Below are 26,424 nucleotides of genomic sequence, written 5' to 3'. Positions count from 1 at the left end.
CTGCACCTTGTTATGAATTCGATGAACGTTTGTCATGGTCGTTCGCTGTCACACGGCCAAACTGACGAATGGCTGCAAAAAACGCGATAATTTTGCCGGCATCTTTGCTCGCTTTTGCGTGCTCTACGCCTGAGTTGACGTCTAGGCGGTTGACGCCGGTTTGCTGCGCTGCACGCAAGTTACTTAGTTGAATACCACCAGCTAGCACACACTGGAGACGTTGTTGTTCGGTTAGCCCGTTGAGCAATTGCCAGTTGAAGGGCTGGCCACTGCCGCCAAAGCGGTTGTCGAGCAAAAACGCGTCAACGTCCATTTGTGGCAAAACAAGAGGCTCATCGACGCCGATAGCTTTCCAAATTTTGGTGCCAGGGGGTAGTGCCTTACGTAGTTCACTCACATAGTCGAGGTCTTCTTGGCCATGCAGCTGTACCACAGCAAGTTTGAGCTGTTTGGCAATGTCGCTGACTTGGGCCAGCGGTTGATCAGCAAATACGCCCACGAACTCGAGTTGTGGCTCGGTGGCAACAATTTCGGCTGCCTGCTCGAGGGTGACACAGCGCGGCGAGTGGCCGACAAAAATGAGCCCACCATAAGCGCTACCAGCCGCACGCACGACGCTTGCGTCTGCCGGTTTGGTTAGGCCACAGACTTTGTGCTGGCCGTAAATAAGCTCACGACAAGCTTGATCAACATTGGCTTGTTGCGACAACGCACTGCCAATTAAAAAACCGTCCACATGGTCGGCGGTTTTACGTATGGCTTGATGTTCACTGTAACCAGACTCGGCTACCACCAAGGTACCAGCCGGTATTTGTTTGCTCATGCTGATACTACGCTGCGGATCAATGGAAAGATCGTGCAGGTTACGGTTGTTAATACCAATAATCTTGGCGTTTAACTGTAGTGCTCGGTCGAGCTCTTCTGGGGTAGCCACTTCCGTGAGAACATCAAGCTGGTAACGCGCTGCTACTTCGGCTAATTCACGATATTGGGTGTCGTCGATTATTGACAACATTAATAAAATGGCGTCGGCACCGAAATGCCGCGCTAACAATACTTGCTCAGTGGTGACAATAAAGTCTTTGCATAGAACCGGCAAATCAACGGCAGCGCTTACGGCCGCTAAGTAGCTAAAATCACCCTGAAAAAAGTCAGGCTCGGTGAGTACCGAAATGGCATCGGCGTACCGGCTGTAAGTTTGCGCTAAGCTTACTGCGTTGAAATTTGGACGAATAAGGCCTTTTGATGGCGATGCTTTCTTACACTCAAGAATAAAACTAGCCCGAGGTTTGGCCAAAGCGTCAGCTAGGCTGCGGGTACTCGGTTTTAGCGCCGTGGTTAGCGCTGCCATATCCATCGACTGCAATTGCTCAGCTAGTCGCAGTCGGCGCTTCGCCACAATTTTTTGTAATATTGACGGGGTATCAACCACGGTTAAACTCCTGCAGCTTTTGTAAGTGTGTCAACGCTGTGCCACTGGCTAAGTGTTCGCGCACCAAGGCGGTTGCTTGTGCCAGCGACGTTGCTTGGTTGGCAATATACAGCATGGCTGCAACGGTGACTGCAACGGCGTTCAATTGGGCCTCGGTGGCGGTGCCAGCCAACACGCGCTGTAGTAATTTAGCGTTAAAGTCGGCATCGCCACCGCGCAACTCTTCAATACTAGCGCGCTCAACACCAAAGGTATCTGGGCTTAACGAGTATTCATGCAACTCACCGTCTTTCAGTTCAACCACATGGGTTTCGCCATGCAGGGCAATTTCATCTAGCCCTGAACCATGCACCACCATGGCCCTCTGGCAACCAAGTAGGCGTAGGGTTTCAGCCATAGGACGGCACCAGCTTGGGTCGTAGACGCCCAATACTTGTGCATCAGGGCGAGCTGGGTTTACCAACGGACCCAGTAAATTAAACAACGTGCGCGTTTTAAGTGTTTGTCGGCTGGGCATGGCATAACGAATGCCCGGGTGATAATGCGGCGCGAACAAAAAACAGAAGTTAAAGGCATCTAACTGCCGCTCAGCAACTTCTGGGTCTTGGGTGACCGACAACCCCAAGCTTTCTAATACGTCGGCAGAGCCTGAGCGCGATGACACACTGCGATTACCATGCTTGGCAACGGTTAAGCCCATGCTCGCTGCTACAAGGGCTGCGGTGGTTGAGATATTCATGGTATTACTGCCGTCACCACCGGTACCGCAGCTATCAATAACTAATCGGGCAGGGCGTTTAAAGGCTTTTGCGGCACGCCGCAGTGCTTGAGCTGCACCGGCCATTTCCGGCGGCTGCTCACCACGTAGTTTCATAGCAACCAGTGCTGCTGTTATTTGAATGTCGTTTAGCTCACCTTTTACGAGGTGATCAAATAACTTTTCAGCGGCTTTAGCGCTAAGTTCTTCACCTGCGAGTAGCTGATGTATGGCTTGCATGTTAACTCCCGTACTGCTGCATTAAATAGGCCACGGTTTGCGCCAACAACTGGCTGCCATGACTGGTTAATATGGATTCTGGATGAAATTGAAAACCAATGGCTTGGTATTCTGGAAACTCAGCGGCCATAGGAATAGCACCGGTGGCAGCTAGAACTCGAATACGTTCCGGCAACCGATAACCGCACAATGAGTGATAACGAGCTACGGTTAAGGGGTTGTCTAGGCCCGCAAACATGGCATGCGGCTGAGTTACAATTAATGCTTTTTTACCGTGCACGGTTTCATGGCAACGGTCAATGTCGCCACCTGCTGCATGTATGAGTGCCTGAAAGCCCAAACAAATGCCCAACATGGGAAAGCGGCCTTTGGCCCCTTCAATAAATGCTAATAAATTGCCTGACTGTGCGGGATGGCCAGGGCCTGGCGATAAGCAAATAAGTTGCGGCCCGGCATAATCAGCCATTTGTGCAAGTAATTGTTCGGCATCTATGTTATTGCGATAAATCACTAACGGGTAGCCAAGTTGGCGTAACTCGTCGACTAGGTTGTAACTAAATGAGTCAAAATTGTCGATCATGACAATGCGTGCAGGAGCGCTATTTGTTGTACTCATGGTTTACTCCTGTACCTGTTGATTAGCGATTCGGATAGCTTCTAATACGGCCCGTGCTTTGTTCTCAGTTTCCGCGACTTCAGCGGCAGGGTCTGAGTCGTGCACTACACCAGCACCGGCTTGAACAATTGCTTGACTGTTTTGCACAAACGCTGAACGAATAACAATGCAGGTGTCCATGTCGCCATGCCCATTGATATAACCAACAGCACCGCCATAACTCCCTCGGCGCTGTTTTTCGACACCACGAATGAGCGCGGCAGCACTTATTTTAGGAGCACCAACCAAGGTGCCCATGTTCATGCAGGCGCGGTAGGCGTGCAGCGCGTCAAGGTCATCAGCTAGCTGAGCCACAACCCGAGACACAAGATGCATCACGTGTGAATAACGGTCGACTTGCAATAAATCGGCCACGTAACGGGTGCCTGGCTGGGCAATGCGGGCCAGATCATTGCGAGCCAAGTCAACCAGCATCATGTGCTCAGCAAGTTCCTTTTGATCAAGACGCAACTCAAGCTCTAACCGACTGTCAAGGTCGGCATTAATATCACCATTACTGTGCTTACCGCGAGGTCGTGTTCCTGCAATGGGGTATAGCTCAACTTGGTTGGTGTTTTTAGTATATTTCAGCGCAGACTCTGGCGACGCACCAAATAGCTCATATGCCGGTGTGCGCATGAAAAACATATAAGGCGACGGGTTCATTTGTTTCAATTGCGCGTATGCAGCAAGGCTGTCATGGCAGGGCATCGTGAAGCGTCGTGATGGCACGACTTGGAAAATGTCACCAGCGCTAATGTGCTCTTTAAGATCAAGCACCTGTTGAGCAAATTCTTTGGCTGATGGGGTTGCTGTTACCTTACTGTCAGTTACTTGAGCTTGCGTAGCTGAATGGCTGTTTGAGCTTTTAACAGCGGGCAACTGACATAGCGCGGCTATACGGCCGAGTTGCTGTGCGATGTCTTGATAATATTCAGCGCTTTGTGGGCCGCTGAATAAACTCGCAAGTAGCTCGGTGGTTTGCTGTTGATGATCGATCACTAATAACGTTTCGGCCACGTAAAATTGATAGTCTGGGCACTGGTTAACGCCATCTTCAACGGTAGGTAACTGCTCGAAGCTGGCAACGTAGTCGTAGGCAAATACACCACCAATAAACAGCGCTAGCGGATGGATATTTCCTTGTTGCGCATGCTGCTGTAGGCGCTGCTGAATAATTCGCAGTGGCTCAACGTTACTTGTCATGCGTAAACGCGAGTCTTCATCGGCTGCGGTAGGCAAGGGTTCGAACGTGCAAATAAGCTGACTTTGCGCTGTGCTTAGCTGACAGACATCACGTAGCTGCTCAGTTAACCATGGCAACAAGGCTTCGCCATTGGCGGTTAATGCATTAATAGTAACGGTTTGGGCTTGGCAGGTTAGTTCTAATGCCGCATTAACCATGACTAAACTTTTAAGGTTTTGGCGTGACTGTATTTCCGCTGAGTCAAGCAACAAGCTAGCCTGAGCTGGTCCACACAAGCGTTGATACAGGGCTAAAGTGTCGGCTTGATATGGCAGCTTCATGCGTAAACTAGTTAAATGTCCGGGCTGTTCAATAATATTCACAATGAATGTCCGCTGTAAGTTGTAAGTTAAGTTGTATAGTTAATTGCGCTTCAGTTGCATTCAATTTGCGGACATAAAAAAACCCGCTTATTGAAGCGGGTTTTGAAGCATTACGTGAGAAACACGCACACAAGCATCGCCCGCTAGGTCGGGAAATGCCACCACCAGTTTTTTTGTGTTTGAGTAGTTAATGTGATGTTCAACACGGTAAATAGCCTTTTTGTAAACTTGTCTAACTGTGAAACTGAACTTATCGTTTTTTAATCTGCATGTCAACGCACATTGTGCTTCATGATGCGCGCTTTTTGACGCTGCCAGTCACGTTCTTTAATCGTGTCGCGCTTATCGTGGGATTTTTTACCCTTAGCCAGGTAAATCTCCAATTTAACCAAGTGTTTTTTCCAATACATGGCGGTGGCGACAATGGCATAACCTTCGCGCTCACTAGCACCAATAAGCTTATCAAGCTCACGTTGCTTTAACAGCAGCTTACGGGTGCGCTCCGGGTCGCAAACCACGTGCGAAGAGGCTGAAATAAGCGGCTGTATTTGCGCGCCCAATAAGTAGGCCTCACCGTTTTTGATGATGACGTAGGTATCACTGATATTCACTTTGCCCGCGCGAATACTTTTAACCTCCCAGCCCTGCAGGGCGAGACCGGCCTCGAATTTGTCTTCGAGAAAATATTCATGACGTGCTTTTTTGTTCAGCGCGATGGTATTTGAATTCTGATTTTTTTTAGCTTTGCTCATAGCGCGTATTATACCTATGCCAATGAAAAAGAAAATTTGTTTGTGCATGTGAACACGTGCAAGAAATGCGCTATCATGCGCATCATTTGAAACGAACGAGGAAACCGATGCCGACGATTGAACGAAGTGCCTTGGTGCCATACAGCGATGCACAGATGTACGCTCTGGTAAACGATGTCGATCGTTATCCGGAATTTGTACCTGGTTGTCGTACCGCCACCGTTTTAGAAAGCACCGATGATATGAAAGTGGCGCGGTTAGACATTAGTAAAGCAGGCATCAGTAAGTCTTTTACCACGCGCAATTCTCTTGAACCACACGAGCGCATTGGTATGGAGCTTGTCGACGGTCCGTTTCAATATTTGCGCGGCGGTTGGAGCTTTCATGCGCTTGATCAGAATGCTTGTAAAATTGTACTGAAGCTTGAGTTTGAATTTGCCAACCGTTTGCTTGGTATGGCTTTTGGAAAAATATTTAATGAATTACAAAGCCGTATGGTTGATGCGTTTGTGCAGCGTGCGCAGCAAGTTTATGGGAATAGTTAGCGATGTCAGCTGAGCAAATACAAATTGAAGTGGCTTATGCGATACCGCAACGACAGCAAATTATTCCATTACGCGTTTCGGTTGGCACTACTGTTGCTGAAGCAATTGAGCAGTCAAATATCAAACACTATTTTCCAGAAATAGATCTCGAGCAACAAAAGGTTGGTATTTGGAGCAAAGCTGTTAAATTAGACCAAGAGTTGCGAGAGGGCGACCGGATAGAAATTTATCGTCCGTTGATTGCCGATCCGAAAGCTGTGCGTCGCCGTCGTGCTGATCAAGCCAAAGACGAAGGTCGCGCAGACCCTGTGACTGGTGGACGCCGTCGGCGTCGTGCCGAGGCGGATGAAAATGAGGGTTAACAAGTCGTGGCGGTAACCTTGTTCATTATGCGTCATGGCGATGCAGAGCCAGCGCAAGCACTTAAAGCCGATGCCGTAAGGCCATTAAGTACCATGGGCGAGCACGAGGTATTAGCAAGCGCAACTTGGCTGAATGAGTATATTCAGCAGCGCGGCGGTCATGGCCTTGATTGGCTCACGGTCAGCCCGTACATTCGTGCCCAACAAACCGCCACTATTGTTGAGTCTGAGGTTGCGGTAAATACCCGCGATATTTGTGAAGATGCAGTACCAGAAAGCAGCCCAGAAACCTTTGCAGATTGGTTTTTTGCCATGTTGCAAACACACCATATGAACGCCAAGCACGTGATGCTGGTGTCGCATATGCCATTTATTAGTTATTTAGTTGCCACGTTAGATAAACAAACCCCGCCATTATTATTTCCGACCGCAGCTATGGCGGAAATTCGCATTGATGTGAATGCTGGGCGCGCCGAGTTTGTGCGTATGATTGCCCCAAGCGCAGCAGAATAAGAACAAAAAGCGCAGCGGAATAAGAACAAAAAGCGCAGCGGAATAATTACAAAAAACGCAGGTGAATAAGTACCAATAGCGCTGCAGCACCGCCGTACTCCTTTGGCGCCTGATGAAATGCTCGAACCGCCGGGTGTTGAATCAGCCAGTGAGGTAAATTTTCTTTTAATATTCCCTTACCGTGACCACTCATGATTGAACAACAAGCCACATGCTCACGCTGACAGGTATGCAACAAAGCTGCGATTTCGCGTTTTGCCATCGCTTGTGTCATGCCGTGCAAATCAAGCATGATTTCCGGCGGATAGTCGCCACGGCGCAGTTGCTTGAGCACGTGCGTCGACTCACCGTCAGCACAATAACGTACCGCGCCTTCGGGCAAATGTGCTCGAAACGTGTCTGAGAAAAAGAACTCGGCGTGCTGTTGTTTCGCGACGGCGCGCTGACGCTTGTCCGGTTGTTGAGCTTCGCGCATAGAGATGTTGCCACGGCGGGGCTCGGGCTGATGGGTCTCGCTGCGAATGCGGCGATCAACTTTCACTTGTTCACGAAACAGCGCGAAATCGTCGTCAAAATCTTTATTCATCGTGGTTCTATTGATGCGAAATGAATGGTATTAGGGTATCTTATGTCGCTAAATATGCAATCGATTAAGTACTTAATCAGTTTAACTTCGGAGACAATGGGTGACAAACTTTAGCACCACGACACTGCATGACGCCATGCGCTGGAGTGTCAGCACAATGCAAGCGGCAGACATTTACTTTGGTCACGGCACAGATAACGCGTACAGTGAAGCGCAGCTATTGTTAGGGCACGTTACTCAGCTTGATTTTAATCAATTGGAGCAATTTCAATCAGCGCGTTTGCAAGACGCCGAATGGCAACATTTTACCAAACTTGTGCAGCAGCGCATTGATGAACGTAAACCAGCGGCTTATTTAATTGGTCAAGCGTGGTTTGCCGGCTTGCCGTTTGTGGTTGATGAACGCGTGTTAGTGCCGCGTTCACCTATTGCCGAGCTCATTGAACAGCGCTTTTCTCAATGGCTCACCGACGAACCGACACGCATTCTTGACCTATGCACGGGCAGCGGCTGTATTGCCATTGCCTGTGCGTATGCGTTTGAAAATGCAGAAGTAGACGCATTAGATTTGTCGCTTGATGCGTTAGCCGTGGCTGAACAAAATATTGCCATGCACGATTTAGAGCATCGTGTTATTCCAATTCAGTCGAATTTATATGATGCGATTCCGAAACAACGTTACGATTTGATTGTGACCAATCCGCCGTATGTAGATGCAGAAGATATGGCTGATTTACCGGATGAATTCCGTCATGAACCTGAACTTGGCCTTGCTGCTGGCGATGATGGCTTGGACCTAGTACGGACTATTTTGCGTGAAGCACCAGATCATTTAACCGAAAACGGTTGGTTGGTCTGCGAAGTTGGCAATTCCATGGTTGCGTTAGCGGAAGAGTTCCCTGAAGTACCTTTTGAATGGGTTCGCTTTGAGCATGGTGGAGACGGCGTATTTGTGCTGTCTTATCAAGATCTTATAAAGTACCAGCAACAGTTTTAAATTAACCACAGCGGCGAATAATCATTATGGCAGCAAATACTTGGGGTGAATTATTTCGAGTGACCACTTTTGGTGAAAGCCACGGGGCAGCGCTTGGCGCAGTGATTGACGGTTGCCCGCCAGGCCTTGAACTGTCAGAAGCCGATATTCAACCGTTGCTAGATAAGCGTAAGCCAGGCCAAAACCGTTATACCACGGCTCGCCGCGAAGCTGACGAAGTGCGTATTTTGTCGGGGGTGTTTGAAGGCAAAACAACGGGTACGCCGATTGGCTTGTTGATTGAAAATACCGATCAGCGCAGCAAAGATTACAGCGAAATCAAAGACAAATTTAGACCAGGCCACGCTGATTATACTTATGCCCATAAATATGGTGTGCGTGACTATCGTGGCGGTGGTCGCTCTTCGGCGCGCGAAACCGCAATGCGAGTTGCGGCGGGTGCTATTGCGCAAAAATATTTAGCCGCAACGCTTAATATGCAGTTTCAGGCCAGCGTGGTACAAATTGGGCCACACAGCACGCACCCAGAATTAGCGACTTTTAATTGGCAGCAGGTTGCGCAAGACCCTCTATTTTGTGGCGATGCGCAAATGTCAGCTGCCGCCCAAGACTATTTAAAGCAGTTGTTAAAGGAAGGCGACTCGGTGGGGGCGCGGGTGCGCCTTGAAGTACTTGGCGTACCTGTGGGTTTAGGTGAGCCGGTATTTGACCGACTAGACGCCGACTTAGCCAAAGCCTTAATGAGCATCAACGCGGTAAAAGCGGTAAGCATTGGCGATGGCTTTGCCGTGGCTGGGCAACGAGGTAGTGAGCATCGTGATGCGCTAACACCTCAAGGTTTTGCCAGTAACCATGCAGGTGGCGTGTTAGGCGGCATTAGTAGTGGCCAACCATTAATTGCGGAAGTGGCTTTTAAACCAACTTCAAGCATAACCACCCCGGGTGATACCATTGACGTGCACGGGCAACCCTCCACCATTGTTACTCGCGGGCGCCATGACCCTTGCGTCGGTATTCGCGGGGTGCCTGTGGTTGAAGCAATGGCCGCATTAGTGCTTATGGATCACGTGTTGCGTCAGCGCGCACAAAACGGCGCTGTTACGCATTCGTATCCGAAAATTTAACGGTGTTTGGTCTGTAGAATGTCGGGCAAGCATCATTATTCTGATTTGATTACACTGTTTGCGCAGTGTTTTTACAGCCAATTTCGCACGCGTTTAGTGTGTGGCGATGACGAACCTTTTTATCAGCCGGCAATCAGCGAGCAAGACGATCATCGCATTGTGTTTGCCCATGGTTTTTTTGCTTCTGCGCTGCATGAAATAGCGCATTGGTGTATTGCCGGTGAGCGTCGCAGGCAACTTTTTGATTACGGTTACTGGTATGAGCCAGACGGTCGCACGGCTGCGCAGCAAGCTGAGTTTGAGCGGGTAGAGCATAAACCACAGGCACTTGAGTGGCTGTTTTCATTGTGTGCGGGTGTGCCTTTTCAAGTGAGCGTAGATAACCTTGGTGGTATTGAGGTTGATCGCGCAGCTTTTACAAAAGCTGTTCAGCAACAATTAGCTACGTATATAATTAACGGATTACCACCACGTGCAGAAGTTTTTGCTCGGGCATTGGCGCAGTTTTATCGCCAACCGTGGCCCGCTGCATTTATTCTTTCGTGGAATAATAATCAACAAACTAAGGAAGTTACTTATGAAAATTAAATACTTTTTTATGTTACTCGTGGCGTTGGGTGTGAGTGGCTGTGCCACGGTAGAGGGCATCGGTAAAGACCTCGAAAAAGCTGGCGAAGCAATACAAAAAGAATCTCGCGATCAAAGTGAATAGTCTCCACACCTTTCGTATTGGGTTAGTCGTTAACCCATTCGCAGGCTTAGGCGGCTCCGTCGCTTTAAAAGGCAGTGATGGGGCTGAAACGGCAGCCAAAGCTTTGGCCTTAGGGGCAACGCCTAAAGCGCCAGAGCGCGTGCAACAAGCGCTTCGGGTTATTCTGCCATATCAAGCCCAAGTGACCTTTATTACTGGCGCGGGTAATTTAGGTGCAGACATTTTAGAGTCGATGGGTTTTACGTACGAGATTGCATATGATGCTTTACAAGAAGCCACTACTGCAGCCGATACGCGGGCATTAGCTGAGCACATCGGGATGACAAAGTCTGTGGATATTTTATTATTTGCAGGCGGTGACGGCACGGCGCGCGACATTTGTGCAGTGTACCCAGCTGAACAGCCTGTGCTTGGTATTCCAGCTGGCGTGAAAATTCATTCTGGAGTTTATGCCATTTCGCCGACAGCCGCTGGAAAAGTGTTAGAGCAAATGCTGTCTGGCCAGCTGACAACGGTAACTAACGCTGATGTTATGGATATTGACGAAGATGCGTTTCGTCAAGGGACTGTGCGCGCTCGCCGCTACGGCGAGATGCTTGTGCCAGCCGAGCTGCGTTATGTGCAAGCAGTAAAAATGGGCGGTAAAGAAAGCGATGAATTGGTGTTAGCCGACATTGCCGCCGACCTTATTGAGGGTATGGATGACGATACTCTCTATGTTATGGGCTCTGGTTCAACTGTGGCGGCAATTATGGACGAACTCGGGCTTGAAAATACCTTGCTTGGTGTGGATGTTGTACTGCAACACAAACTGCTTGCTAACGACGTGACGGCAAAGCAACTTGAACAACTCATTGAGCAGCACAATGGGCCGGTACAGCTGGTCATTACGGTCATAGGTGGGCAGGGTCATCTTTTTGGCCGTGGTAACCAACAATTGAGCCCAAATGTCATTCGTTTGATTGGTAAAGACAATATTCACGTTGTGGCGACCAAAGCGAAGTTACAGGCGCTTGGCCAACGGCCTTTAGTGGTTGATACCGGCGAGCCTGAACTCGATGCAGAACTTGCCGGCCTAATACGGGTAACCACCGGTTATCACGATGAAGTATTCGTGCGTGTGGAAGGGGGCAATTAAAACTGCGATTTAGGTAACCTTACGACAATGCCGTCGAGTTCTTCAGTCATGTCAATTTGACAACTTAGACGGCTATTGTCTTGTGGATCAATAACCATATCGAGCATGTCTTCTTCCATTTCGCTAGCGGGTGGAATTTTGTTGACCCAATCTTTATCGACATAACAATGACAGGTAGCACACGACATAACGCCGCCGCACTCACCCAAAATTCCGTCGATCATGTGGTCAACTGCACCCTCCATAAGGTTTTGACCTACTTCAACTTCAGCTTCAAATTCGCCGCCTTGGGCATCTATATAAATCACGCGTGGCATTTTGTTACTCCCATGATGTTGCGTGCCTTTGCTGGCGCAGCTTATCACAGTCTCACTGGTTGATAATAGTCGAGAAATAAGTAGTGAATTAATGTAGAATACGGCAATTTTTTTAACCAGCAACGCAAGAGTGGGGGCTTATGCAAGCTTTATTGGAGCGACTGTTTCAGATCAAAGCGCAGGGTAGCACGGTAAAACGGGAAGTTATTGCCGGATTCACGACCTTTTTAACCATGGCGTACATTATATTCGTCAACCCTTCCATGCTAAGCGAAGCAGGTATGGATTATGGCGCTGTATTTGTCGCAACCTGTTTAGCAGCGGCTATTGGTTGTTTGGTAATGGGCTTGTGGGCCAATTACCCCGTAGCTCTAGCCCCAGGAATGGGGTTAAACGCCTTTTTCACCTACAGTGTGGTGTTAGGTATGGGCTACGCTTGGCAAACCGCGCTGGGTGCTGTGTTTTTCTCCGGCATTCTCTTCTTCTTGTTATCTGCGCTGCGCATTCGCAGTTGGATTATTAATTCAATTCCGGTGACCTTACGTTTAGCAATTGCTGCTGGTATTGGTGCGTTTCTTGCGTTAATTGGTTTGAAAAACGCCAATATTATTGTTGCCAATAACGCGACATTAGTCACGCTAGGGGATATGGGCTCGCTGTCGGTTTTATTAGCTGGTGCTGGTTTCTTTTTGATTATTGGTCTAGTTGCTCGCGGTATTCAGGGCGCTGCATTAATTAGCATTCTTTTAGTGACCGTGGCCGGATTTTTACTCGGCGATGTACAGTACAATGGCATTATCGCGGCACCACCAAGCTTGGCTCCCACGTTTATGCAAATGGACATAGCTGCGGCATTTGATGTGGCCATGTTGAGTGTTATTTTTGCTTTCTTGTTTGTAGATTTATTTGATACATCAGGCACGCTCATGGCGGTTGCACAACGCGCCGGAATTGCCAAACCCGATGGTAGTTTGCCGCGTTTAGAACGTGCTCTTATGGCTGATAGCACGGCGACGGTAGCGGGTGCCGCGTTAGGTACCTCAACAACGACAAGTTATGTCGAATCTGCGTCTGGTGTTGCCTCGGGTGGCAAAACGGGTTTAACCGCTGTGGTAGTTGGACTATTGTTTGTGGCAGCGATATTTTTTGCACCATTAGCGGCTATGGTGCCTGCCTATGCAACGGCAGGGGCTATTATTTACGTTTCAGTGTTAATGTTGTTTACGTTACGTTCGGTTGATTGGGAAGACATTACTGAAGCAGCCCCTGTTGCGGTGGTTTTATTGATGACGCCACTGACATTTTCAATTGCTGATGGCATTGCCTTAGGCTTTATTAGCTATGTGGTTGTGAAAGCACTCGGCGGCCGTATTCGTGAACTAAATTGGAGCGTGGCTGTATTGGCGGCGCTGTTTATCGCTAAATTTATTTGGTTGGGGTAAGACGTTATGGGATGGCATTCAAATCGCGAATTTTTCGTTTCTTGGGAAGAATTACATCGCGCCACTAAAGAATTGGCGCGACGCCAATTACCAGCAGAGCAATGGCGCGGCATTATTGCCGTTAGTCGTGGTGGGTTAGTGCCCGCGGCTATTGTTGCGCGTGAACTGAATGTGCGCGTCGTTGACTCCGTGTGTGTGAGTTCTTATGACCATGATAGTCAGCGCGACAACGTCACTTTATTAAAAGATGTTAGTGCAACCGACGATGGCGAAGGTTTTTTGGTGATTGATGATCTCGTCGATACCGGCAACACTTTGAAGTTTTTACGCGAGCGTTTCCCGAAAGCTAAGTTTATTACCGTCTATGCAAAACCTGCGGGCATGGAATTAGTGGATGATTTTGTTGCTGATTTAGAGCAAGAAACGTGGATTCACTTTCCGTGGGATATGCATCTGCACTATGTGGAGCCATTAGCCGGCTCTGAAAGCTAAGCTCGTGTTAGCGCTTAAGCCTAAAAAAAGCCCAGCTTGTGTTGCAAGCTGGGCTTTTTGCTTTTGCACGTACAAAAGTTGTGACGATTAGATTTTAGCTTTTAAGGTTGCGACTACGTCGGCAATTGCAATTTTGTCTTTATTGCCGCTGCGACGGTTCTTGTACTCAACCATTTGCTCGTCAAGGTTGCGCTCGCCAATGACCACTTGGTGAGGGATACCGATTAATTCCATATCAGCAAACATAACACCTGGACGTTCTTTACGGTCATCAAACAGTACGTTAAAACCAGCTGCGGTTAATTCGCTATATAGTTTTTCAGCGACTTCTTGCACCCGTGCAGACTTGTGCATGTTCATCGGCACAATGGCAACGTCAAATGGCGCGAGCGCGTCGGGCCAGGTAATACCATACTCATCGTGATTTTGCTCGATGGCAGCGGCAACAATGCGCGACACACCAATGCCATAACAACCCATGTATAAGGTTTCGTGCTTACCGGTGTCAGTTAATACACCAACTTTCATGGCATCGGAGTATTTCTTACCGAGTTGGAATATATGGCCAACTTCAATACCACGCTTAATTTGCAATGTGCCTTGACCACATGGGCTTGGGTCGCCGGCAATGACATTGCGTAAGTCGGCTACTGCAGGTAACGCAACATCGCGTTCCCAATTGATATTAAAGAAGTGGAAGCCGTCTTCATTGGCACCTGCGGCAAAATCGCTCATAACCGCAACGCTGCGATCAATAACCATAGGTAAGTTTAAGTTTACTGGGCCGAGTGAACCTGGGCCTGCGCCTATGGCGGCACGAATTTCTTCTTCGCTAGCAAATGCTAATGGGCTTGCAACCAGTTCGTGTTTTGCGGCTTTAATATCGTTAAGCTCATGATCACCACGAACAATGAGCGCCACCAGTTGGCCTTCTTCGGTGCCATGAACGATTAATGTTTTCACGGTTTGCGTAATTGGCAAATTGAACTGCTCAACCAAGGCGGCAATGGTTTTTGCGTTGGGTGTTGCTACTTTTTCTACTTCAGCACTTGGAGCTGAGCGCTGCGTTTGGGGTGCCATAGCCTCGGCTAATTCAACGTTTGCGGCATAATCTGAACTATCAGAGAACGCAATATCGTCTTCACCTGAGCTGGCCAATACATGAAACTCGTGCGATGAGCTGCCACCAATGGAGCCGGTATCAGCGATAACTGGACGGTAGTCCAAGCCTAAGCGTTCAAAAATACGACAGTATGCGGCATGCATTACGTCATAGGTTTGTTGCAGCGACTCTTGATCTAGATGGAATGAGTACGCGTCTTTCATAATAAATTCGCGTGCACGCATGACACCAAAGCGGGGACGAATTTCATCGCGGAATTTAGTTTGAATTTGGAACAAATTTAACGGTAACTGTTTGTAGCTACTGATCTCTTTGCGAGCAAGTTCTGCAATGACTTCTTCGTGGGTAGGGCCTAGTACAAAGTCACGATTGTTGCGGTCATGCAAACGTAAAAGCTCTGGACCGTAGTCTTCCCAGCGGCCAGACTCTTGCCATAAATCAGCCGGCTGTACCATTGGCATGAGAACTTCTAGCGCACCAACACGTTCCATTTCTTCGCGCACCACGGTTTCAACCTTGCGCAGTACGCGTAGGCCGGTTGGTGTCCATGTATAAAGGCCTGCTGCAACTTTACGAATCATGCCCGCGCGCAGCATTAACTGATGGCTAATCACCTCAGCATCGGCAGGAGTTTCTTTTAGTGTTCCGAGTAAATATTGGCTGGTACGCATGTGTTCCCCAATTCTCCAGCAAAGCAACAAAGTGTTGGCGAATTCTACCAGTAGCGGAGCTTCGTCAAAAGCCTTTTACAACACTAATTACGTGATTTTGTTGATTAACGACCTGCCAACGTATGTTCACGTCATACAGTGTCATGCCGTAAGTCTTGTCTAAATCGTGGCTCGTGTTTTGATAAGCGGGACGAGGGTCTTGCGCTAGCACCTGTTCGATGAGAAGCCGCAGTTGTGGGTATTTGGTTGTTAGTGCCTCAATTTGCACTGTCGCCTCTGCACTAAACACGGTGGGTAATGTGGCTGGGCTGCTTTGGGCAAAACCACCCTGAGCGTTGTTTATTGCGTCTGCATAGGGAATATAAGGTTTAATATCAAGCACTGGTGTTTGGTTAACCCAGTCACCACCAATGACATCGATAAACACCTGCTCACCGTCAATTCGAACAGCCTCAAGTTCAACCACTGAAAGCCCTATGGGATTGGGGCGAAAGGTTGAACGAGTTGCAAACACGCCTAGCTTTTTATTACCACCAAGACGAGGAGGGCGTACTAAAGGTTTCCAACCTTGTGCTTGGGTTTGGTGAAACACAAACATGACCCAGAGATGAGAAAACTGCTCTAAACCGCGCACACTGTCCGAGTGCGCGGCAGCACCTTGAAGTTCAATGGTTGCGCGCGCAGCGCGAACTAAACCTGGCTGCCTAGGAACCGCAAACTTTTGTGCGTATGGCGAATGAATAACACCAATAGGTCGCATGGTTATGGAATTTTGATGGGTTGTTTGAGCAGAGCCGATGATCATTCGCGCGTTGAGTTCAGTTGAGAAAATAATTGCGTATTTGAGCACAGTTTTGTGAATTTGACCAAGTTCTGATGTTTTTTTACAAATTTTAATCACGTAAAGATATGAAATATAAGCAATAAATAAAATGGCACGGTAATTGCTTTATAAACTTTGACGAAATTTGATGCGTCTTAACCAACACTTAAGCGTAATGATGAAAAAACGGAGAACAATAATGAATCGCCAACGTACTATTTGGAGTGTCGCGTTTTCAATGGTTGCTGGGGTAACTTTAATGAGCTTGCCTTTTACAGCTGACGCGGCTGAGCAAGAAAAAATTATGAACGCGGAATATACCGTTAGCCCTACCACTGAGGTTGAGTTCGATTCAGGGGTAGGCCAGATCACTTTTGAGCGTGCTGAAGGTAATGTCATGCAGGTTAGTGTTCGTGCGTATAAAGACAACGATGCTGTGTTTGATAAAGACGGCAACGTTGAAGCTGCTGAGCTAAGCGCGCGTCAGTCAGGTGACCGACTTATTCTTGAAGTTAAAGAGCAAGATGGTATTCAACTTGATTGGGTTATAAAGCTGCCACAAGTGGCAAGCCTTGAAACCGACCTTGGCGTTGGCGAAATTAGCGGCGAGTTGTGGGTAAGTGATATCAATATTGATATTGGCGTGGGTGAAGTTGATCTTGATGTCTTTGGTAACTATGCCTCAATAAAAACCGATGTAGGAGTAGGCGATAGTAAAATTCGTGGCATTGGGCAAATTGAGAACAATCGTTTTTTAATGACGGCCAATAGTCGAGCTACTTCTAACGGAGATGCAAAAATATCTATCGACGCTGGCGTTGGTGATGTAAATATTCGAATTGAATAAAATGAAAAAGCCCACGAGTTAAAATTCGTGGGCTTTTAATTTTGAATTTACTGAGCAAGTTATTTAATTAAGAAGCTATCTAAAGACTTGCCGCTTTCAATTGCTTGTTTTAGCGCATTTGGCATACGGCCTTGGCCGGTCCAAGTAATACGCTCACCATTCACATGAATTTCATACTTTGGCGGTTTTGGAGCCCGTTTAGCGCGTTTCGTTTTTGCGCTAACGCCCGCTTCGCCGGCTAACTCAGCAACATTAATGCCGGCTTCATCCATGGTTCTGCGAAGTTGCTCAATAATACGTTGCTTTTCTGCTTCAGCTTTTAATAGTTCAGCTTCTTCTTCGCGACGATCTTCGATTACTTTCGTTAATTTTTCGCTTACTTCTTCAAGTTCCGAAACCGATAATTCCTTTACCGCTGCTTTTAAACGTCGTCCATGGGTAAGAATATCTAAAAATTCGCTCATATTTATTTCCAAGTTAATAACAAAGTGTATTTATATTTAATACATTGTTTAATCAGACGACAATCTTAAATATTTGTCGGATATATCTTACAAATAAAATGAGCGAATTTAAATCTATTACATGTTTGGATAATTCGGACCGCCAGTACCCTCAGGGGTTACCCATGTAATATTTTGTGACGGATCTTTGATGTCGCAGGTTTTACAATGAATGCAGTTTTGTGCATTAATTTTGAATACCGCTTCACCATTTTCTTCAACCACTTCATAAACACCGGCAGGGCAGTAGCGCTGCGCTGGTTCGGCAAACTCAGGTAGATTTACTTGAAGTGGAATAGTCGCGTCTTCTAACTGTAAATGACAGGGTTGGTCTTCTTCATGGTTAGTATTTGACAAAAATACCGATGACAAACGATCAAACGTTAATTGATTATCAGGTTTTGGATAGTCAATCGGCTTGCAGTCGCTCGCTTTGCGCATTTGTGCGTGGTCAGCGTGATTGTCTTTAATGGTAAATGGTAATTTTCCACCAAACCAGTTTTGATCAATAGTGTTGTACGCACCGCCTAAAATAGTGCCAAATTTATGGACGGCCGGCCCAAAATTGCGTGACCGATATAATTCGTCGTATAGCCATGAGTTTTCAAAGCGCTCAGTAAAGTCTGGCAGTTCGGCCGGAACGGTTTCATGTTGTAATGCCGCAAAAATACTTTCGGCAGCTAACATACCCGACTTCATGGCGGTGTGATTGCCTTTAATTTTCGCAAAATTTAGAGTGCCAGCGTTACAACCCACCAACACACCGCCAGCAAACGTCATTTTCGGTAACGAATAAAGACCACCTTTAGCAATTGCGCGGGCACCGTATGTAACTCGTTTACCACCCTTTAAAGTTTTTGCAATTTCAGGATGAGTCTTAAACTTCTGAAACTCACCAAAGGGGTTCAAATAAGGATTGCTGTAATTCAGGTCGACAATAAGGCCGACATAAACTTGACCGTCTTCGGCATGATACAAATAGCCGCCACCACTGGCGTCATTTTCCAGCGGCCAGCCGGTACTGTGAACCACTAAGCCTGGCTGGTGCTGGTCTGCAGGAACATCCCAGATTTCTTTGAAGCCAATGGCGTAGTGCTGCGGTGACTTACCGTCAGCCAAATTAAATTGTTGCTGTAAACGCTTGCCTAAATGGCCGCGGCAACCTTCAGCAAAAACGGTATATTTGGCGCGTAGTTCCATGCCTGGTTCAAAACCGTTCTTTTGCTCACCCTTGCTGTCTAAGCCCATGTCGCCGGTGATAATACCCGCCACGCGACCTTCTTCAATGATGATATCTGCCGCTGGAAAACCAGGAAATATTTCAATGCCAAGTTGTTCGGCTTGTTCTGCAAGCCAACGACATAGATTGCCCATACTGGCAATATAGTTGCCATGATTGTGAAAGGTTTTTGGCGCCATAAAGCCCGGTAACCGAGTTGCTTTCTCAGCGTTTTTGAACAGCATAATATGGTCGTCAGTCACCGGAGTTTTTAGTGGTGCACCGCGTTCTTGCCAATCAGGAAACAACTCATTCAGCGCGCGAGGCTCAAATACTGCACCCGACAATATATGAGCACCCACTTCAGAGCCTTTCTCAACAACGCAAATCATGAGTTCTTGCTCACGTTCCTGGGCTTGTTGCGCAAGGCGAATAGCACAGCTTAAGCCGGCTGGGCCAGCACCTACAATAACGACATCAAATTCCATACTTTCGCGTTGCATAGATTACTCCTATTTATTTCGCGTTAACTGTTTGGCGCATCGTGTTTAACCTGCGAGGCCAATAGTTTAGTTATATCTTGCTTGGCTAATGGTCGAGCCAAATAATAGCCCTGTGCAATAAGACAGTCGCGCTGTATTAAAAAATCGACTTGTTGCTGGGTTTCGACACCCACGGCACTAATTGAAATACCAACACTGTGGGCGAATTTAATCATAGTTTCGGCAATTAATGCATGTACTTTACTGTGGGGAATATCTGCCATCAAAGGTTGACTGATCTTCAGCAAGCTTGGTGGGAAATTTTGCACCGCATCCATGGTCGCATGATTCAACCCCATACCATCTATGGTTAATTTAACCCCGGTGTCGCGCACTGTTGAAAGCACGCTATTATCTTGATTCGCATGCGCACAGTACAGCTCTTCTTTTATTTCAATATGTAAGCTTTCAGGGCCGACTTGGTTGCGCCGCAAATGCGATGTCAGAATTTCAGGAAGCTCGGGCAAAGCTAACTGCTTGCCCGATAAGTTAATACCTATGGTTAATTCAGTATTCCCACGTTGGGTAAATTCGGCGTAGTCGCTAACAACCTGACGAATCAAATTGTCAGTTAAGGGCACAATTAAGCCGGTATCTTCAATGAGCGGTAAAAACTCTTCAGGGTATACTAATTCGCCGTCTTCATGTTGCCAGCGCATTAATGCTTCAAAACCAACAATATGTTGATTAATAAGATCAAACATTGGCTGATAGTGAATAATAATACTGTGCGTCTCAATAGCTCGATGCAGTTGTTCAAGTAAAACCTGACGTTTTGATAATTCAGACTGCTGCGCGCGCGTGTAAGTGGCGACACCGTGGTAATCGGCCAATTTAGCTTCAATTAAAGCTGCGTCTGTGTGTCGTAATAGGGTATCAGCGTCGTAATCGGCCTCGCTAGCAAAGGCAATACCAATAGATGCAGATGCATAAATTTCATGGCGACCAATAAAAAATTGCGGTTTAACTAGCCGAGTTAACTCGTCTGCAAGCTCTTTAGCGTGCAGCTCCGAGGTTGCTACTTGCTTAATCACCAAAAACTCATCGCCGCCAATTCGGGCAATAAAATCAAAATTGTGAGGGCTGCTTTGTAAACGGTGTGCTAAGCGTTTTAAAAGTTCATCGCCTACTTTGTGGCCAAGGGCGTTATTAATATCTTTGAAATGGTCAATATTAAGTTGGATAGCAACAAGCTGTTGCTTGGTTTCCTTCATTTCCGCTAAACGTTCACCTAAAAAGCGGATCAATGCGTTGCGATTAGGTACTTCTGTAAGGGCGTCGTGTTCAGACAGGTAGGCCAGTTGTTTTTCTACTTCATCACGTTTCTTCAGACTTTGATTATAATTTTCATTCAACTGCTGCAATAATTCCAACTGACTTTCTTGCTTGCGAATTCGTGCAACCAGCATCATAAGCATTCCAGTGACAAACATTCCCATTAACGGAGTAATTAGTGGATTAATTATGTGTAAGTCAGAAAACTTTGCCGGCGTTGGCCACATTTCAAAGTACCAATGACTGTTTGCCACCGAGATAGTAAAGTCTGCAGCCCAGAGATCTTTTAATTCTGTTTCACCTGAAAAGTTATAAATCGTTTCGTTATGTTGCTGAACAGAGGTTTGATAGCCTTCAATAATATGATGATGAATGGTTTGTTTAAGTAGCTCTTGGGTGTTGATGACAGCAACAACAAAATAACTTTGCTGAGTTGTCATAATCGGAATGAATAAAGCTAAATCATGCTGCCTAGAGGAAAAGTTTCTAGCTGGCATGAATAGTGAGTCATTGGTTAATTGCTCTAGTTGCGCGATGTTAACTGTAGTGCCTTGATAGGTTTTTGCGCTGACTAATTCATTACCGGACACGAGGGTTTGTGCAATCACATTTAGGTCACGGTCAACAATATTCACTTGTTTAACTGACTGGTAAAACGAGGCCAATGCGCTGCGCAACAGTGGTAATTGTTGTTGTGGCGTCCGGTCACTGGTTTTTAGCAGCGCCCCCGTAAGTTCACTGGCATATAGTAAGCGTACTAAACTACCGCGAATATTTGCTTCTAAACTTGAAGCATCGGCTTGAATGCGCTCTTGCATGCGGCGGTGATCGTAGCTTTCTAGCAATAAGGAGGCGAGGGCGGTTAAACCCAAGCCAACTATCGCGGTAAATACAATCGAGCGCCAAAACTTCATGGCTAAGCTAACTCCGGTCGGTTACGGAAATATTCAAGAGCCTCAGGGTTAGCCAGCGCGTCTGTATTTTTAACGGTTTCACCGTGAACGACTTGGCGTACCGCTAACTCAACAATTTTGCCGCTTATCGTTCGTGGAATATCACTCACTTGCGCAATAATTGCCGGAACATGCCGAGGTGTTGCGTTGGCACGAATGACTTGGCGTATTTGCTGTTGCAGCTCGTCGGTTAATTGGACGCCTTCGCGCAAGCGTACAAACAACACAACTCGTTCGTCATCTTGCCAGCGCTGGCCAATGGCAATGCTTTCTAATACCGCATCTATTTTTTCAACTTGGCGATAAATTTCTGCGGTACCAATGCGTACCCCACCTGGGTTGAGGACAGCGTCAGAGCGGCCATAAATAATAACGCCGTTGTGCGCTGTTATTTCTGCATAGTCGCCATGGGCCCAGGTGTTTTCAAAACGGGCGAAGTACGCATTGAAGTAACGCTCGCCAGAGTCGTCATTCCAAAAGCCAATGGGCATACAAGGGAAACTGTTGCGGCATACTAGCTCGCCTTTTTGCTGCGTGACAGTTTGGCCTTCGTCATTAAACACTTGCACATCTAAGCCTAGCCCACGGCATTGCAGTTCGCCGCGATATACCGGAAGCGCTGGGTTACCCAGCGCAAAGCATGAGACGATGTCGGTGCCACCGGAAATAGACGACAAACAGAGGTTTGCCTTGATATCTCGGTAGACATAATCAAAGCTCTCAGGTGCAAGCACTGAGCCGGTGGTTAAAATACTGCGTAGCATTGGCAACTGATTCGACTCAGCTGGTTTGTAGTCAGCTTTTTCCAGTGCGGATAAATATTTGGCACTAGTGCCAAATACGCTGATTTTTTCTTGCTCGGCGATATCCCATAGTGCCTCAGGGCCGGGATAAAATGGCGAGCCGTCAAACAGCAACAAGGTTGCGCCTTGGGCTAAGCCGGAAACAAGCCAGTTCCACATCATCCAGCCGCAGGTAGTGAAATAGAAAAGAACGTCGTCACGGTCTATGTCGGTGTGCAAGCCATGTTCTTTTAAGTGCTGTAATAAGGTTCCGCCAATACCATGCACAATACATTTTGGCACCCCAGTAGTACCCGAACTGAACATGATATATAGCGGTGCGTTGAACGGCATCCGGGTAAAGGTTAATTCGGTCGAGCTGCGGTCTAAATACTCATTCCAGTGCGCCCAACCTGCACTTAATTGCGGTTTAAAACCTGCAAAATCAACCACAAGCGTACGCTCAACGGTTGTTAGCTGCTGGCGAATAGCGGCAGTTTTTTCACTGATATCAAGCTGTTTGCCGTTGTAATAATAGCCGTCAACGGTAATGAACAGCTTAGGTTCAATTTGGCCAAAGCGGTCAACCACGCCTTGCACACCGAAGTCAGGGGAACATGACGACCAAATTGCTCCTAAGCTGGTGGTTGCGAGCATACCGATAATAGTCTCAATGCAGTTTGGCATCATGGCGGCTACGCGGTCACCAGGCTCGATACCATCGGCCTTCATGGCGGCAGCGAGTGCGGCAACTTCATGGCGTAATTCGGCGTAAGTGAGTTGCTGGCGCGTGCCATTTTCACCACGAAATACGAGAGCCATGTGGTCGTCGTTAAAACGCAGCAAATTCTCAGCAAAATTTAACGTTGCGTCAGGAAACCACTGCGCGCCTGGCAACTTATTTGCATCGACAACCGTGCGCTCACCGCGCTCGCCGATAACGTCAAAGTAACGCCAAATTTGCGACCAAAACTGGTCACTGTGCGCGACCGACCACTGGTGTAAATCGTCGTACGTGGTTAATTGCTGATTCGCCTGAGCATTAACCGTGTTCATAAAGTCGGTCATACGCGTTGCAGCGACTTGGTTTGCATCAGGCTGCCACATTATTTTTTGCGTCATTATTCTAGCGTTCCTGTTGTGCGTTTGTGTCTTACGTTTGTGTCTTACGTTAAGGTTCAGGTGACTATTGGGCCAGCATGGCGTGTGCGACGTTTGAGCGCGGGCCATGGGCAAGGTGGCGACATATATCTGCGCCAGCCTGAACAAGGTTATTCAAGTTGATACCGGTTTCAATACCCATGCCGTGCAACATGTACACCACGTCTTCGGTGGCCACATTGCCACTGGCACCTTTCGCGTAAGGGCAGCCGCCCAAACCAGCCACAGCACTGTCAATGGTTGCCACGCCCATCGGCAAACAGCTGGCAATATTCGCAAGCGCTTGGCCGTAGGTATTATGAAAGTGCAAAGCAAGGTGCTGCATCGGTACGCGCTCGGCAACGGCACCTAACATGCGTTGTGCGTGCAGCGGGGTGCCAACACCGATGGTGTCACCAAGCGATACTTCATAGCAGCCCATAGTCCACAGCGTTTCAGCGACATAAGCCACGTCGCTTAGGCTGACGTCACCTTGATAAGGGCAACCAAGCACACAGCTGACATAACCGCGAACTTTAATATTTTGTGCTTTTGCGGCTTCAATTACGGGTGCGAAGCGTTCAAGGCTTTCGGCAATACTGCAATTAATGTTTTTTTGGCTGAAGGCTTCAGAGGCCGCGCCAAAAATAGCCACTTCGGTGGCCTGTGCTTGCATTGCTGCTTCGAAGCCTTTTAGGTTAGGCGTTAGGGCCGCATAGGTAATACCCGCTTGGCGGTCAATGCCGGCAAACACTTCAGCGCTATCGGCCATTTGTGGCACCCATTTGGGACTAACAAAGGCGCCGGTTTCAATGTAGCTTAAGCCTGCCTTGGCTAATGCATTAACCAAGGCAATTTTAGCTTCTACCGGCACAGCGGTTTCGTTTTGCAACCCGTCACGAGGGCCGACTTCTACAATTTTTACCTGTTGCGGTAAGGTCATAGCAAATTAGCCTATTCGTCTTTGAGGCTGATTAGCTCAGCACCATCACTAACTAGATCACCAGCTTGGTAATACACCTGTGCAATTTCACCGTCACGCGGTGCGCGAATAGTGTATTCCATTTTCATGGCTTCCATAATTACCAAAGCTTGGTCGGCTTTTACCGTGTCATTGGCGCTAACCAACACTTGCACCACGGTACCATTCATTGGCGCCGTTAAGCTACCAGCGGCGGTTTCTTGTTCCAGGGTGTCAGCCACATTGTGGCGCGTGAAACGTAAGCTCGCTTGTTCAGTCATGACGATAATGTCGTGTTCAGTACGCAAAATATGCGCGTTAAAACGACGGCCGTTTTGGGTAAATGTGAATTGCTCGCCGTGCTTATCAACTTGCCACAAGGCTTTTTCACCCGCTTGCTGCCAACCGTTGTCGGTTGCCGTTAACTGAATATCAAGTAACTGTTCGCCAAACTGTAAGTTTAGGCTAAATTGACGTGGTTGATTTACGCGAAAGCTGTGCTGGGTATGCCAAGGGTTTTGTGACGCGTTATGTTTCTCGTCAAAACGCTCAGCAAGCGTTGCCATTACCGCATAATCGTTGGCCAATACGCTGGTGTCGGTAAACAAGTCGTCGTGGTATTTTTCAATAAAACGAGTCGTCAGCTCTGCTTGACCAAATTTTTTATGCCCAGCAATACGACGTAAAAAGTCGATATTGGTTCTTACTCCCGCCACGCGATAGTCGTTCAATGCTTGAATTAAGCGGCGCAGAGCAATGGTGCGATTTTCGCCCCAAACCACTAACTTAGCGATCATTGGGTCGTAGTATGAACTTACCTCATCGCCTTCAACAACGCCGCTGTCAATACGAACATGCTCAGAGCTAGCCGGCGGACGCAACACGTGCAAGGTGCCGGTGCTTGGCAAGAATTCATGTTCAGGGTCTTCTGCGTAAATGCGTGCTTCAAATGAATGCCCGTTCACTTCAATTTGGTCTTGCGCAAGTGGCAGAGGCTCGCCACTAGCGACCAGTAACTGCCAAGCAACTAAGTCTTGGCCGGTGACCATTTCGGTCACTGGGTGTTCGACTTGCAGGCGGGTGTTCATTTCCATGAAGTAGAATTTGTTGTCGGTATCGAGCAAGAACTCAACGGTACCGGCACCGACATAATCAATCGCTTGGGCCGCACGCACAGCAGCTTCGCCCATAGCCACACGAGTGGAGGTGCTAATAGACGGTGCAGGGGCTTCTTCAATGACTTTTTGGTGACGGCGTTGCACGGAACAGTCGCGCTCAGCAAGGTATACTGCGTTGCCGTGTTCGTCACAAAACACCTGAATTTCGACGTGCCGTGGGTTGCCGATGTATTTTTCCACTAGCATTTTGTCGTTACCAAATGAAGCTTGCGCCTCACGCTTGGCCGAGTTGAATGCTTCTTCAAATTGCTTGGCACTTTCTACAATACGCATGCCTTTGCCACCGCCGCCATAGGCTGCTTTTAGCAACACCGGGAAGCCGATTTTTTCGGCTTCATCGCGCAAGGTATCAAGGCTTTGATCGCTACCATGGTAGCCCGGCACTAATGGCACGCCGGCCTCACTCATAATGGCTTTAGCTGCACTTTTTGAACCCATAGCCGCAATCGCGCTAGTGGGTGGGCCAACAAAAATAATGTTGTTGCTGGCGCAGGCATCGGCGAAGTCTTCGTTTTCTGACAAAAAGCCATAGCCCGGGTGAATGGCGTCAGCGCCAGTTTGTTTGGCTGCAGCAATAATCTTATTAATCACCAAGTAGCTTTCGGCACTGGGTGCTGGGCCTAAATGAATGCTTTCGTCAGCCATTTGTACATGTTGTGCGTTGGCGTCAGCATCGGAATAGACGGCGACCGTGCGAATACCAAGATCGCGAGCGGTGCGGATAATGCGGCAAGCAATTTCGCCGCGGTTAGCAATTAGCAGTTTGCGCAACAT

At 47.8% G+C, this 26,424-nt stretch carries 26 protein-coding genes; 11 read left to right on the top strand and 15 right to left on the bottom strand.

Annotation, left to right across the window (positions count from 1 at the left end):
• Positions 1–10 precede the first annotated feature (10 nt).
• From trpCF to smpB, 5 genes are all read right to left on the bottom strand, one after another.
• Positions 11–1,432 carry a bifunctional indole-3-glycerol-phosphate synthase TrpC/phosphoribosylanthranilate isomerase TrpF gene (gene trpCF / locus ASC40_RS02050; protein WP_055438116.1) on the bottom strand — a complete coding sequence of 474 codons (1,422 nt, stop codon included), beginning with the start codon at positions 1,430–1,432 and terminating at the stop codon, positions 11–13.
• The gene (gene trpD / locus ASC40_RS02045) at positions 1,425–2,429 is read right to left on the bottom strand and encodes an anthranilate phosphoribosyltransferase (RefSeq protein WP_055438115.1); all 1,005 of its coding nucleotides are present in this window, start codon (positions 2,427–2,429) and stop codon (positions 1,425–1,427) included. Before trpD ends, trpCF begins: the two co-directional genes overlap by 8 nt.
• A gap of 1 nt (position 2,430) precedes the next feature.
• On the bottom strand, positions 2,431–3,045 hold the full coding sequence (locus ASC40_RS02040; protein ID WP_055438114.1) for an aminodeoxychorismate/anthranilate synthase component II: 615 nt from the start codon (positions 3,043–3,045) through the stop codon (positions 2,431–2,433).
• Between the two features lie 3 nt (positions 3,046–3,048).
• The gene (locus ASC40_RS02035) at positions 3,049–4,611 is read right to left on the bottom strand and encodes an anthranilate synthase component 1 (RefSeq protein ID WP_055438512.1); all 1,563 of its coding nucleotides are present in this window, start codon (positions 4,609–4,611) and stop codon (positions 3,049–3,051) included.
• A 314-nt stretch (positions 4,612–4,925) separates the two neighbouring features.
• Positions 4,926–5,405 carry an SsrA-binding protein SmpB gene (gene smpB / locus ASC40_RS02030; RefSeq protein ID WP_055438511.1) on the bottom strand — a complete coding sequence of 160 codons (480 nt, stop codon included), beginning with the start codon at positions 5,403–5,405 and terminating at the stop codon, positions 4,926–4,928.
• A 107-nt stretch (positions 5,406–5,512) separates the two neighbouring features.
• On the opposite strand from smpB, the gene ASC40_RS02025 reads away from it, so the two are divergent.
• From ASC40_RS02025 to sixA, 3 genes are read left to right on the top strand one after another with little or no spacing between them, the layout of a single operon-like run.
• The gene (locus tag ASC40_RS02025) at positions 5,513–5,950 is read left to right on the top strand and encodes a type II toxin-antitoxin system RatA family toxin (RefSeq protein ID WP_055438113.1); all 438 of its coding nucleotides are present in this window, start codon (positions 5,513–5,515) and stop codon (positions 5,948–5,950) included.
• A gap of 2 nt (positions 5,951–5,952) precedes the next feature.
• Positions 5,953–6,312, top strand: a complete 360-nt coding sequence (locus ASC40_RS02020) for an RnfH family protein (protein WP_055438112.1) — start codon at positions 5,953–5,955, stop codon at positions 6,310–6,312.
• Positions 6,313–6,318: 6 nt separating this feature from the next.
• Positions 6,319–6,825, top strand: a complete 507-nt coding sequence (gene sixA / locus ASC40_RS02015) for a phosphohistidine phosphatase SixA (protein ID WP_055438111.1) — start codon at positions 6,319–6,321, stop codon at positions 6,823–6,825.
• Between the two features lie 46 nt (positions 6,826–6,871).
• Here the strand turns inward: sixA and smrB are convergent, their stop codons facing one another.
• A complete protein-coding gene (gene smrB, locus ASC40_RS02010) occupies positions 6,872–7,411 on the bottom strand; it encodes an endonuclease SmrB (RefSeq protein ID WP_055438110.1) in 540 nt (179 codons plus the stop codon).
• Between the two features lie 100 nt (positions 7,412–7,511).
• Between smrB and prmB the strand changes: the two genes are divergently transcribed.
• The 5 genes from prmB to ASC40_RS01990 are packed head-to-tail and all read left to right on the top strand — an operon-like array spanning position 7,512 to position 11,382.
• The gene (prmB, locus tag ASC40_RS02005; RefSeq protein WP_281175462.1) at positions 7,512–8,408 is read left to right on the top strand and encodes a 50S ribosomal protein L3 N(5)-glutamine methyltransferase; all 897 of its coding nucleotides are present in this window, start codon (positions 7,512–7,514) and stop codon (positions 8,406–8,408) included.
• Positions 8,409–8,434: 26 nt separating this feature from the next.
• On the top strand, positions 8,435–9,532 hold the full coding sequence (gene aroC / locus ASC40_RS02000) for a chorismate synthase (protein ID WP_055438109.1): 1,098 nt from the start codon (positions 8,435–8,437) through the stop codon (positions 9,530–9,532).
• A gap of 18 nt (positions 9,533–9,550) precedes the next feature.
• Complete coding sequence (locus ASC40_RS01995) at positions 9,551–10,120, top strand: elongation factor P hydroxylase (RefSeq protein WP_055438108.1); 570 nt, start codon at positions 9,551–9,553, stop codon at positions 10,118–10,120.
• Positions 10,110–10,244 (top strand): entericidin A/B family lipoprotein, encoded by a 135-nt coding sequence (locus ASC40_RS11720; protein ID WP_072243350.1) that lies wholly within the window; start codon positions 10,110–10,112, stop codon positions 10,242–10,244. Before ASC40_RS01995 ends, ASC40_RS11720 begins: the two co-directional genes overlap by 11 nt.
• The gene (locus ASC40_RS01990; RefSeq protein ID WP_055438107.1) at positions 10,237–11,382 is read left to right on the top strand and encodes an ATP-NAD kinase family protein; all 1,146 of its coding nucleotides are present in this window, start codon (positions 10,237–10,239) and stop codon (positions 11,380–11,382) included. Before ASC40_RS11720 ends, ASC40_RS01990 begins: the two co-directional genes overlap by 8 nt.
• Here the strand turns inward: ASC40_RS01990 and ASC40_RS01985 are convergent.
• Positions 11,379–11,699: a 2Fe-2S iron-sulfur cluster-binding protein gene (locus ASC40_RS01985; RefSeq protein WP_055438106.1), complete on the bottom strand. Its 321-nt coding sequence runs from the start codon at positions 11,697–11,699 to the stop codon at positions 11,379–11,381. The two genes, ASC40_RS01990 and ASC40_RS01985, sit on opposite strands and share 4 nt — an antisense overlap.
• 140 nt (positions 11,700–11,839) lie before the next feature.
• On the opposite strand from ASC40_RS01985, the gene ASC40_RS01980 reads away from it, so the two are divergent.
• Positions 11,840–13,141: an NCS2 family permease gene (locus tag ASC40_RS01980; protein WP_055438105.1), complete on the top strand. Its 1,302-nt coding sequence runs from the start codon at positions 11,840–11,842 to the stop codon at positions 13,139–13,141.
• Positions 13,142–13,147: 6 nt separating this feature from the next.
• Positions 13,148–13,633, top strand: coding sequence for a xanthine phosphoribosyltransferase (gene gpt / locus ASC40_RS01975; protein ID WP_055438104.1), 486 nt, complete (start codon positions 13,148–13,150; stop codon positions 13,631–13,633).
• An 87-nt stretch (positions 13,634–13,720) separates the two neighbouring features.
• On the opposite strand, the gene ASC40_RS01970 is transcribed toward gpt, so the two are convergent.
• Together ASC40_RS01970 and tsaA are read right to left on the bottom strand one after the other, a co-directional pair.
• Positions 13,721–15,427 (bottom strand): proline--tRNA ligase, encoded by a 1,707-nt coding sequence (locus tag ASC40_RS01970; RefSeq protein ID WP_055438103.1) that lies wholly within the window; start codon positions 15,425–15,427, stop codon positions 13,721–13,723.
• A 64-nt stretch (positions 15,428–15,491) separates the two neighbouring features.
• Entirely contained in the window at positions 15,492–16,328 is an 837-nt protein-coding gene (gene tsaA / locus ASC40_RS01965) for a tRNA (N6-threonylcarbamoyladenosine(37)-N6)-methyltransferase TrmO (RefSeq protein WP_342666834.1), read from the bottom strand.
• 121 nt (positions 16,329–16,449) lie between these two features.
• Here tsaA and ASC40_RS01960 point away from each other — a divergent pair, with 121 nt between their 5' ends.
• Positions 16,450–17,097, top strand: coding sequence for a hypothetical protein (locus tag ASC40_RS01960; RefSeq protein WP_055438101.1), 648 nt, complete (start codon positions 16,450–16,452; stop codon positions 17,095–17,097).
• A 59-nt stretch (positions 17,098–17,156) separates the two neighbouring features.
• Here ASC40_RS01960 and ASC40_RS01955 read toward each other — a convergent pair whose 3' ends face one another.
• The 6 genes from ASC40_RS01955 to ASC40_RS01930 form a co-directional block, all read right to left on the bottom strand.
• Positions 17,157–17,561 (bottom strand): H-NS histone family protein, encoded by a 405-nt coding sequence (locus ASC40_RS01955; protein ID WP_055438100.1) that lies wholly within the window; start codon positions 17,559–17,561, stop codon positions 17,157–17,159.
• 117 nt (positions 17,562–17,678) lie between these two features.
• Positions 17,679–19,322 carry an electron transfer flavoprotein-ubiquinone oxidoreductase gene (locus ASC40_RS01950; RefSeq protein ID WP_055438099.1) on the bottom strand — a complete coding sequence of 548 codons (1,644 nt, stop codon included), beginning with the start codon at positions 19,320–19,322 and terminating at the stop codon, positions 17,679–17,681.
• A 23-nt stretch (positions 19,323–19,345) separates the two neighbouring features.
• The gene (locus tag ASC40_RS01945) at positions 19,346–21,550 is read right to left on the bottom strand and encodes a putative bifunctional diguanylate cyclase/phosphodiesterase (RefSeq protein WP_055438098.1); all 2,205 of its coding nucleotides are present in this window, start codon (positions 21,548–21,550) and stop codon (positions 19,346–19,348) included.
• 2 nt (positions 21,551–21,552) lie between these two features.
• Positions 21,553–23,493 (bottom strand): acetoacetate--CoA ligase, encoded by a 1,941-nt coding sequence (locus ASC40_RS01940; protein WP_055438097.1) that lies wholly within the window; start codon positions 23,491–23,493, stop codon positions 21,553–21,555.
• Positions 23,494–23,557: 64 nt separating this feature from the next.
• Complete coding sequence (locus tag ASC40_RS01935; RefSeq protein ID WP_055438096.1) at positions 23,558–24,454, bottom strand: hydroxymethylglutaryl-CoA lyase; 897 nt, start codon at positions 24,452–24,454, stop codon at positions 23,558–23,560.
• Positions 24,455–24,465: 11 nt separating this feature from the next.
• Entirely contained in the window at positions 24,466–26,424 is a 1,959-nt protein-coding gene (locus tag ASC40_RS01930; protein ID WP_055438095.1) for an acetyl/propionyl/methylcrotonyl-CoA carboxylase subunit alpha, read from the bottom strand.

It is taken from the genome of Pseudidiomarina woesei (assembly GCF_001418345.1).
GTDB classification, from domain to species: Bacteria; Pseudomonadota; Gammaproteobacteria; order Enterobacterales; family Alteromonadaceae; genus Pseudidiomarina; species Pseudidiomarina woesei.
The sequence above is the reverse complement of the archived record's forward strand: the minus strand, read 5'-3'. Positions and strand labels throughout refer to the sequence as shown.